The following is a 10,193-nucleotide window of genomic DNA, read 5'->3' as shown; positions in this document are numbered from 1 at the left end:
GATGGATAACGACCCACTGATGCAGTCCAGTAGCGCGACGGTTGCGTTAAGTCATGCCCGGGGGGAGCCAACCTACGCCAGCGTAGCGCTGGGGTGACGGGCTTCCTGCAGCTCTGCGGCACGAACGGCGCATCCGTCGGGAGAGTCTTGCCGGCCGTGTCGGATGCGGCCGCGCTTTCTCCCCACCGGCCTTCTGCTGACTTGCGTCACTCGATCTGTGGTGTGGCCGGTATCCTCTCGCTCCCGTATTTCCGCCTGTTTCCACACCTTCTTTCTTGACCGCGACATCAGGCGCGCGTTTCTGCTTCTAACCTTTCCTACCTTTCCTGGCCGGTCATGGCGCGGACGTCCCAGACTGGCCAGCGACGATTCGACGCGGGCAAAAAACGTGATCCAGCGTAGTATGAAAAAAATGGTCAAGATATATTAATGAATGTAATTTTCCTGGTTTTGGCCGTTTCCACGAGGAAGGGATCGAGTCGACCCATGCCCCAGGATTCCGCCAAACCAGGCGCCCGGTAGCCAATTGCCGTCCGCGCATCGGCCCGATGTCGTTCCCGGTGACGGGAAGCCTGCCACTGAAGTTCAACGACCGCAAAGGAGCCATTGATGAATCCCTCGACGCTGATAGGCATTTTCGCCAGCATCTTGCTGCTGATCTGCGTCCTGTTCTTCACTGCCGAATCGCCCGAAAGCTTCATCAATTTGCCGGGGCTGGCGCTGGTGATCACCGGCACTTTCGCGGCCACCTTCATCAGCTATCCGCTGAAGGAGGTCTTGCGGGTGGTGCGTCTGGTCGGCGTGGTATTCAAGCGTGAAGACACCCATGTGCGTGCCGATATCGATGAACTCGTCAGTCTTTCCAGGCTGTGGACCCAGGGCAACGTGCGCGGGGTCGAAAACCAGCTCGAGTACGTGCGCAACCCGTTCCTCCGCTCGGGTATTCAACTGCTCATCGCCAATACCCGGGAGGATGAGATATTCGACGTGCTGCAATGGCGTATCACCCGGCTCAAGGCGCGAGAGCAGGCGGATGCGCAGATCTTTCGCACCATGGCAACGTATGCGCCGGCGTTCGGCATGATCGGGACCTTGGTCGGGCTGGTGAACATGCTGGAAGTGGTCGACGCCGGGCAGCTCGACATCATTGGCCCGCGCATGGCCGTGGCCCTGTTGACGACCTTCTACGGCATTCTGATGGCCAACCTGGTGTTCAAGCCGATCGCGGTGAAGCTCGAACGCCGCACGGAAGAGCGGTTGATCACCATGAACATGGTGCTGGAGGGGATCTCTCTGATGAGCAAGCGCCGCCTACCGTCATTCATCGAAGAGACTCTCAACTCCTTCATTGCCAACTACCACGACGAGCTGAGCGATCGCAACGTGAAGCCGCGCCCCGTCTCGGCACAGGAGGAGTAGCCTCATGCAGAACCGTGCAATGCAGCAGCTGCTGGCGCCACCGAGCACGGCCGGAGGAGAGGAAGAGGGCTGGCTGACCAGCTATCTGGACGTGCTGACGCTGCTGCTGACCCTGTTTGTCCTGCTGCTGGCGATTATTCCCAGGGGGCAGGGAGAGGACGTCACGGCAACCGAGGTTGCCGCCTCGGCGGCGAGTGCGGGCACCGGTATTCAGCCACAACACGAGGGGTTGAACCCTCGCCTTGCCAATCTCGATATTCCCGGCGTTCACGTCATTCAGGGACAGCGGGGCGTTACCCTGCGCATCGATGACAACCTGCTCTTTCCTAGCGGGCGGGCGACGCTGATCGACCAGGGCCGAACGACGATCGCCAGCCTGATCGGCGAGCTGAAGGCGTTCGACGGCGAGATTTCCGTCGAAGGGCATACCGACGACGTGCCGATTGCGACGCCGCAATTCCCTTCCAACTGGGATCTGTCGGCAGCGCGGGCGATCGCCGTGGTGCGTTACCTGGTGGGGCAGGGCGTCGATGCCTCGCGCCTGCGTGCGATCGGTTACGGCGATACGCGTCCGGCGGCCAGTAACGCGACGGCGGCAGGGCGAGCCTCCAATCGCCGGGTCGATATTCTGCTGACCGCATCGACGTCGCCATGATCTCCGGGCATGGCTCGGCCAAGGCAGCGATAGAAAAATGACGATAGAACAATATCGATAGACGGTGGCGATAGAACGGTATCGATAGAACGATGGCAATGACCAGCAACAGGCGCTTCTCTCGCCTCGATGGGCGAGGTTTCCGGAGCGATTGTTCATTTGATCATTAAGCATGGTTATAGCGTGACGAGACATTCCCCAGAAGAGATGGCCCATGAACCCAGCATCGCGGAACTGGCCAGTGGCGGGCTGCTGACCTGTGACGTATCGGCAACCCTTGGCGATGCCATTCAGCGCATGCATGCCGCCAGGGCGAGCTGTGTATTGGTGACGCAGGACGATGACATCTGCGGCATCTGGAGCGAAGGCGACGCGCGCCGTCTCGACTTTTCCGATCCCGACCTGCTCGACGCGCCGATCGCGCAATCGATGAGCAGCCCGGTGGTACGTATCGCCCATGGCGCCGGCCTCGACGAAGCCGCTTTGCTGATGAAGCGGCGGTGCCTTCGCCGCCTGCTGGTGGAAGATGACGAGGGGCATCCGCTGGGCATCGTCACCCAGTCGGATATCGTGCTCGGCCAGCGCGTCGAGCATTACCTGACGATGCGCGACATCGGCTCGATCGTCATCCATCCGCCGCTGGTACTGGCGGCGTCGCTGCCTCTGGATGCCGCCATCGCGCGAATGCGCGAGGCGAACGTCGACGCGACGGTGATCGACTACGGTAACGGCGCGCTGGGTATTTTCACCGAGCGTGACATGGTGACGCTGCTGGCCGAAAGACGTCTGGGCTGTTGCCTGGGCGAGGCCGGGAGTCCGACCCTGCTGACCAGACCGCGAAGCATGGCGCTGATGCATACCGTGGAGCTTTTGCGAAAGAAGGCCTTTCGCCATCTCGGTGTGCTCGATGAACAGGGTGAGCTGTGCGGGCTGTTGTCGTTCGGCGACATCATGGCCGGTCTCGAATACGAAGTCGTGCTGCAACTCAAGGAGACACTGAAGGTGCGCGATCATGCGCTGCGTGCCTCCTCTGAGCATCTTCGCCTCGCCCAGCGGGTCATCAACGCCTCGATGGATGGCATCATGATGACCGATGCCCATGGTGTCATCCAGTCGGTCAATCCCAGTTTCACCGTACTGACCGGCTACAGCGCCGAGGAGGCTGTCGGCAATCGCCCCAGCATGCTGAGTTCCGGGCGCCAGACACCGGAATTCTACCGCAACATGTGGAGTACCCTGCTGGAGCAGGACTATTGGCAGGGCGAGATCTGGAACCGGCGCAAGAACGGCGACATCTATCCCGAGTGGCTCACTATCACTGCGATTCGAGACGATGAGGGCCAGATTCTGCAGTTTGCTGCCATATTCAGCGATATTTCCGACCGCAAGCGCCGGGAGGCGCAGATTCATCGGCTGGCCTATTTCGACGACCTGACCGGTCTGGCCAATCGGCGGCTGTTTCTGGATCGTCTCGAGCAGGCGCGCGCCAACGCCCATCGCCACGGCCATCGCATGGCGGTGATGTTTCTCGATCTCGATCTGTTCAAGCGCATCAACGATACCCTGGGGCATCACGCCGGGGATCAGGTACTGTCCACCATCGCCAGGCGCCTCCAGGCCACGGTCGGCGAGGGCGAGTCGGTGGCACGACTCGGCGGCGACGAATTCACCATATTGATCCATGAGGTGGAAAGTCTCGACGGGCTCGAATCGCTGTCGGCAAGGTTGATCGAGAGCATCGGTCGTCCGTTCGAAGTGCTTGGCCATCTGCTCAACGTGTCGACCAGTATCGGCATCAGCGTCTACCCCGAAGACGGCCAGAACGGCGAAATGCTGCTCAAATACGCCGATACCGCGATGTATCGCGCCAAGGAAGCGGGCCGCAACCAGTGGTGCTTCTACCAATCGCACATGGGCCAGAACGACCATCAGGCACTGACGCTGGAACAGAGCCTGCGCCGGGCGCTCGACAATGATGCGCTGGAGGTGGTCTATCAGCCCCAGGCGGCGCTGGAAGACAAGCGCCTGGTCGGCTTCGAAGCGCTGCTGCGCTGGAACGACCCTGAACTGGGCGTCGTGTCACCGCAGCAGTTCATTCCGCTGGCCGAGAAGCTCGGCATGATCGATCGTATCGGCCGCTGGGTATTGGAGCGGGTCTGCGCCCAGTTGCACGCCTGGCGGCATTTGCCGCGCGTGCCGGTAGCGGTCAACGTCTCGGCGCTGCAGCTCGGCGATCGCCGCTTCGTCGATGACGTCGAAAAGTGTCTGGAGCGTTATGCGCTGTCGCCCGAACTGATCGAGCTGGAACTGACCGAGAGCGCCTTGCTGCCGAATGCCGAGACGACACATCGGATATTGCAGCGCCTGCGGGATCGCGGCATTCGCCTGCTGATCGATGATTTCGGCACCGGCTATTCGTCACTGTCCTATCTGCGCCGATTGCCGGTCAGTGCACTCAAGATCGATGCGAGCTTCGTCCGGGAGCTACCTGACAGCTACGAAGACGGCGAACTCATCGGCGCGATCCTCGCCATGGCCAACGCGCTGGGGCTAGACGTGATCGCTGAAGGGGCGGAAACCGATGCCCAGGCCGATTTCCTGCGCGCGCAGGGCTGCAAGATCGTTCAGGGCTACTGGCTGTCGCGGCCGCTGGATGTGGCTGCCGCCGGCGAATGGCTGGATCGCCTTCCTGCCGACGATGTCTCGCCATAGGTGTCGCATCACGATATCGGCGATCGTGGCGCGCCGTGACCACCGGCGCGTCCTTGCATGAAACGGGCAACAGCCCCTGAGGCATGAAACGGCAACAGCCCCTGAGGGGGTGGTTCACATTAGTGAGCGCGCCACGATCACCACCACCCCGAAAGTCAGTACACCACCCATCACCGGCCAGCCGAGCGAGCGGGTTCGCCACCAGATCGCCAGTGTCACTCCCAAGCCGATGAGGGTCGCCAGCCAACCGGCGGCATCCGCCGTACGTGGCACCAGCGATACGCCGAGTACCGCGGCGATCATCATCGGCCCCAGGATCACCAGCCATTTGGGTAGGGCATCGACGGGGCCATTCTCGCCGCTGCGCGTCAGTCGCCGTTGCATCCAGAGCAGCGGCAGCAGCCGGATCAGATAGGTACCGACTGCGGCAATGAGCATGCCGATCCAGAGTTCGAGGCTCATGATGGACGCCTTTCTTTAGTCGTTCCCTTGTCCGTTCCGAGCGTTTCCGGCAGACGGACCATGTAGAAACAGAGCGCACCGCAGGCGGCGGCCAGCGGGATGCCGATATTGGTCAACCCGACCAGCGTGCAGACGAGCGCCGCGGCGACGCTGACACTCAATGCGGCAGCCCAGCGGCGCGAGGTGAATCGCGGCACGATCAACACCAGAAACAGTGCCGGGAGCGCGAAAGGCATGACCTCGCCGAGCAACGGCCAGCGGCTGGTAAGCCACTCTCCGGCGACCGCGCCCAGCAGAGAGCCGGCGATCCAACTGAGCCAGGCCAGCATCGCGGCACCGAAGAACCAGCCGACACGCTGGGATTCCGACAACTGCGGCAGCCGGCTATGGGCGAGGGCGAAGATCTGATCGGTCAGTCCATGCATCAGCCACGGCCACCAGCGGCTCTTGGGTAGCCAGGGTGCGATGTTGGGCGCGTAGACGACGTGACGCACATTGATCAGCAGGGTCATCGCCACGGTCAGCCACAGCGGAGAGCCGCTGGCAATCATGCCGACGAACAGGAACTGCGAGGCGCCGGCATAGATCAGCGCCGAGATCGCCAGCGTTTCCGCGGTGCTGAATCCGGCCTGTGCGGAAATTAGGCCAAACGAGATCGCCACCGGGATATAACCGCCCAGCAGTGGAATCGCTTCACGCACCCCTGTCAGCCAGCCATGAAGCCGACGTACTCCCCCGATATCAGACATTCGATTCTTCTTCCTTGGCAGGAACGATAATGACCAGCAGCGTTGCAGCCATGTCGCGAAGGCGACAGTCCTCAGCCTGACCGACTGTTCTATCCAACGCGCTCTCGCGCGTCAATCTCGCCTAGCGTCGCCGACACGGTCGGAACCGACCGTCGTGATGAGAACAGTCGGCGTGACGCAATCGGAACACTCGGATTCGCTTTCGGTCGGCGGAGTGGTTGGGTGGGGGGATATGCTGCGCGGAACAGTCGCCCTTGAGGCTTCACCGAGAAGTCTCTTCACAATGCCAACACCGAGGGCGCGCAACCGAGGAGGAGTACCGCATGTCGACGTCATCCCTGCACGACGATGCCATCATCATCGACGGTCTGATCATCGCCAAATGGGATCGAGCGCTGTTCGAGGATATGCGCAAGGGCGGTCTCACCGCCGCCAACTGCACGGTTTCGGTGTGGGAGGATTTCGAATCCACCGTCGATAACATCGTCAGCGTGAATCAACTGATGCGCGACAACGCCGAGCTGGTGCGCCCGGTGATGACCACACGTGACATCACGCGTGCCAAGGAGGAGGGCAAGACCGGCATCATTCTCGGCTTCCAGAATGCTTACGCCTTCGAGGACAAGCTGGGTTACATCGAGATATTCAAGAAGCTCGGCGTCGGCATTACCCAGCTCTGCTACAACACCCAGAATCTGGTCGGCACCGGCTGCTACGAACGCGACGGCGGGCTTTCCGGCTACGGCCGCGAGGTGATCGCCGAAATGAATCGGGTCGGCATGATGTGCGATCTCTCCCACGTCGGTTCCAAGACTTCGGAAGAGGTCATACTGGAATCGAAAAAACCGGTCTGCTACTCCCACTGCCTGCCTACCGGACTCAAGGAACATCCGCGCAACAAGCGCGACGATGAACTCAAATTCATCGCCGATCACGGCGGTTTCGTCGGTGTCACCATGTTCACCCCGTTCCTGCGCGCTGGTGTCAATGCCACGGTCGAGGACTACGTCGAAGCGATCGTCTACATCATGAATATCGTCGGCGAAGACGCGATCGGCATCGGCACCGACTTCACCCAGGGCCAAGACGAAGCCTTCTTCGAGTGGCTGACTCACGACAAGGGCTACGCCCGCCGTCTGACCCGCTTCGGCGAGATCATCAATCCCAAGGGCATCCGCACCATCGGCGAGTTCCCCAACCTGACCCAGGCGCTGCTGGATCACGGCCTTTCCGAGCCGGTGGTGCGGAAGATCATGGGGGAGAACTGGGTTCGAGTCTTGAAGGATGTCTGGGGGGAATAACCCCTGCGGGGAGCTGTAAGCCATAAGCTTTAAGCTGGAAGAAAAAGCCAAAAGCAAAAAACCATTTGTTTTGGCAGATGGAAGCGGTTGTTCCTTGGCTTACGGCTTACGGCTTACGGCTTTTAAAACGAGGTAAACGAGATGACTGCAATGGCCCCCGAACTGCCGATCTATGTCGATAGCGAGACCGGTGTCTGGACTACCGATGCGCTGCCGATGCTCTACGTGCCACGGCACTTCTTCATCAACAACCACACTGCCGTCGAGCAGGCACTGGGCGTCGAGGCGTACGCGAAGATTCTCTACGACGCCGGCTACAAGTCGGCCTGGTACTGGTGCGAGAAGGAAGCGGAGCTTCACGGTATCGAGGGCGTGGCGGTGTTCGAGCACTACATGAATCGCCTGTCCCAGCGTGGCTGGGGAAAATTCGTCACCGAAGAGATCGATCTCGACGCGGGCACCGCCAAGGTACGTCTGGAGCACTCCTGTTTTGTCTACCAGCTCGGCAAGACCGGCAAGCGCGAAGAGTACATGTTCACCGGCTGGTTCGCCGGCGCCATGGACCAGATTCTCGAGGCCCGCGGCAGCGATATTCGTACCCGCGCCGAGCAGACGCAGAGTGGGGCTGAAGAAGGCCATGACGTGGGCTATTTCGAGGTCACGTCTCTCTAGAAAAGACGTGAAGGCGATAAATAGTTCAGTAAATTCGTGAGTAACGAGATCGACTTGGAAAGCCGGTGAGAAGCCAGCTTTCGAGTCGGTCCATGTGAGGTGATTGCGATGGCATACGAGGCATTGTTCAAGCCGATACAGATCGGCAAGTTGACCATTCGCAATCGCGTGGTCAGTACCGCACACGCCGAGGTCTACGCCACTGACGGCGGCATGACCACCGAGCGTTACGTCAAATACTATGAAGAGAAGTCGAAGGGCGGCGTGGGGCTCGCCATCTGCGGCGGCTCCTCGCCGGTTTCCATCGATAGCCCCCAGCAGTGGTGGAGTTCGGTCAACGTCTCGACCGATCGCATCATTCCGCATTTTCAGAATCTCGCCGATGCGGTGCACAAGCACGGCGGCAAGATCATGATCCAGATCACCCATATGGGACGCCGCTCCCGCTGGGACGGCCACCACTGGTCGACCTTGATGTCGCCTTCCGGTATCCGCGAGCCGGTTCACCGCGCCACCTGCAAGACCATCGAGGAAGAGGAAATCTGGCGGGTGATCTCGGATTTCGCTCAGGGCGCGCGGCGCGTCAAGGAGGGCGGTCTCGACGGCTGCGAACTCTCCGCTGTCCACCAGCATCTGATCGATCAGTTCTGGAGCCCGCGCGTCAACAAGCGCACCGACCAGTGGGGCGGCAGCTTCGAGAACCGCATGCGCTTCGGCATGGAAGTACTCAAGGCGGTGCGCGCCGAGGTCGGCGACGATTTTTGCGTCGGCATGCGCATCTGCGGCGACGAGTTCCACCCGGACGGCCTCTCCCAGGACGACATGAAGCAGATCGCCGCCTACTACGACGCCACCGGCATGGTCGATTTCTTCGGCGTTGTCGGTTCCGGCTGCGACACTCACGACACGCTGGCCAACGTGATCCCCAACATGTCCTACCCGCCGGAGCCATTCCTGCATCTGGCGGCGGGGATCAAGGAAGTGGTCTCGGTCCCGGTGATCCATGCCCAGAACATCAAGGACCCGACCCAGGCCGAACGGGTGCTCGAGGGCGGCTATGTGGATCTGGTCGGCATGACCCGCGCCCATATCGCCGACCCTCACCTGATCGCCAAGGTCAAGGCCGGCAACGTCGACCGGATTCGTCAGTGCGTCGGCGCCAACTACTGCATTGATCGTCAGTACCAGGGGCTCGATGTGCTCTGCATCCAGAATGCGGCGACCTCGCGGGAGTACATGGGGCTGCCGCACATCATCGAGAAGACCACCGGACCTCTCCGCCGTGTCGTCGTCGTCGGTGGCGGCCCCGGCGGCATGGAAGCGGCACGGGTCGCTGCCGAACGTGGTCACGACGTCACGTTGTTCGAGGCCCAGCCTCAACTGGGCGGGCAGATCACGCTGGCGGCGAAGGCACCACAGCGCGACCAGATCGCCGGCATCACCCGCTGGTACGAAATGGAGCTTGCACGGCTTGGCGTCGATATCCAGTTGGAAACACGCGCCGATGATTCGATGATCCGCGATCGGCAGCCGGACGTGGTGGTTCTCGCCAACGGCGGCCACCCGTTCCTGGAGCAAGTCTCCGAATGGGGCGCGGAGGAAGGGCTGGTGGTCAGCAGCTGGGACATCCTTTCAGGCAAGGTCGAGCCGGGCAAGAACGTACTGATCTACGACACCATGTGCGAATTCAGCGGCATGTCGACGGCGGATTACTGTGCCAGTCAGGGCGCCACGGTGGAGATCGTCACCGACGACACCAAGCCCGGCGTGGCGATCGGTGGCACCACCTTCCCGACCTACTACCGCAGTCTCTACCAGAACGCCGTGGTGATGACCGGCGACCTGGCTTTGCAAAAGGTCTACCGCGAAGGCGACAAGCTGGTGGCTCTGCTGGAGAACGAATACACCGGCGAGCACGAGGAGCGGGTAGTCGACCAGGTGGTCGTCGAAAACGGCGTGCGTCCGGACGAATCGCTCTACTACGCGCTCAAGGAGCGTTCGCGCAATCGCGGCCAGATCGATCTCGAAGCGCTCTACGCCATTCAGCCACAGCCGACGCTTTCCGAAAGTGGCGAATTCGCGCTGTTCCGGCTGGGGGACTGCGTGGCGCCGAGGAATACGCACGCGGCGATCTATGATGCGTTGCGGTTACTGAAGGATCTGTGAGCCACGAGCGGAAGAGCTGTAAGCCATCAGCTTCAAGCTGTAAGAAAAATCAAAAGC

The 10,193-nt window shown here is 61.2% G+C and carries 8 protein-coding genes; 6 read left to right on the top strand and 2 right to left on the bottom strand.

The window, feature by feature from the left end; all coding sequences use genetic code 11:
• Positions 1–609 precede the first annotated feature (609 nt).
• The 3 genes from DOM32_RS17455 to DOM32_RS18305 all read left to right on the top strand — a co-directional run bounded on the left by DOM32_RS17455 (position 610) and on the right by DOM32_RS18305 (position 4,786).
• A complete protein-coding gene (locus DOM32_RS17455; protein ID WP_110637030.1) occupies positions 610–1,419 on the top strand; it encodes a motility protein A in 810 nt (269 codons plus the stop codon).
• 4 nt (positions 1,420–1,423) lie between these two features.
• Complete coding sequence (locus tag DOM32_RS17450) at positions 1,424–2,074, top strand: OmpA/MotB family protein (protein ID WP_071230290.1); 651 nt, start codon at positions 1,424–1,426, stop codon at positions 2,072–2,074.
• A 183-nt stretch (positions 2,075–2,257) separates the two neighbouring features.
• A complete protein-coding gene (locus DOM32_RS18305; protein WP_167400683.1) occupies positions 2,258–4,786 on the top strand; it encodes an EAL domain-containing protein in 2,529 nt (842 codons plus the stop codon).
• Between the two features lie 114 nt (positions 4,787–4,900).
• Here DOM32_RS18305 and DOM32_RS17440 read toward each other — a convergent pair whose 3' ends face one another.
• Together DOM32_RS17440 and DOM32_RS17435 are read right to left on the bottom strand one after the other, a co-directional pair.
• Positions 4,901–5,248, bottom strand: a complete 348-nt coding sequence (locus DOM32_RS17440; RefSeq protein ID WP_110637026.1) for an AzlD domain-containing protein — start codon at positions 5,246–5,248, stop codon at positions 4,901–4,903.
• Positions 5,245–5,997 carry an AzlC family ABC transporter permease gene (locus DOM32_RS17435; protein WP_110637021.1) on the bottom strand — a complete coding sequence of 251 codons (753 nt, stop codon included), beginning with the start codon at positions 5,995–5,997 and terminating at the stop codon, positions 5,245–5,247. The genes DOM32_RS17440 and DOM32_RS17435 overlap by 4 nt, the downstream gene beginning before the upstream one ends.
• Before the next feature lie 323 nt (positions 5,998–6,320).
• On the opposite strand from DOM32_RS17435, the gene DOM32_RS17430 reads away from it, so the two are divergent.
• The 3 genes from DOM32_RS17430 (at position 6,321) to dgcA (ending at position 10,136) form a co-directional block, all read left to right on the top strand.
• A complete protein-coding gene (locus tag DOM32_RS17430) occupies positions 6,321–7,298 on the top strand; it encodes a dipeptidase (RefSeq protein ID WP_071230294.1) in 978 nt (325 codons plus the stop codon).
• Positions 7,299–7,439: 141 nt separating this feature from the next.
• Positions 7,440–7,970: a DUF5943 domain-containing protein gene (locus DOM32_RS17425; protein ID WP_110637019.1), complete on the top strand. Its 531-nt coding sequence runs from the start codon at positions 7,440–7,442 to the stop codon at positions 7,968–7,970.
• A gap of 108 nt (positions 7,971–8,078) precedes the next feature.
• Positions 8,079–10,136: a dimethylglycine demethylation protein DgcA gene (gene dgcA, locus DOM32_RS17420; RefSeq protein WP_110637016.1), complete on the top strand. Its 2,058-nt coding sequence runs from the start codon at positions 8,079–8,081 to the stop codon at positions 10,134–10,136.
• Positions 10,137–10,193 lie beyond the last annotated feature (57 nt).

It is taken from the genome of Salinicola salarius, assembly GCF_003206135.1.
GTDB classification, from domain to species: domain Bacteria; phylum Pseudomonadota; class Gammaproteobacteria; order Pseudomonadales; family Halomonadaceae; genus Salinicola; species Salinicola salarius.
This window is presented reverse-complemented; position numbering and strand designations above follow the sequence as displayed.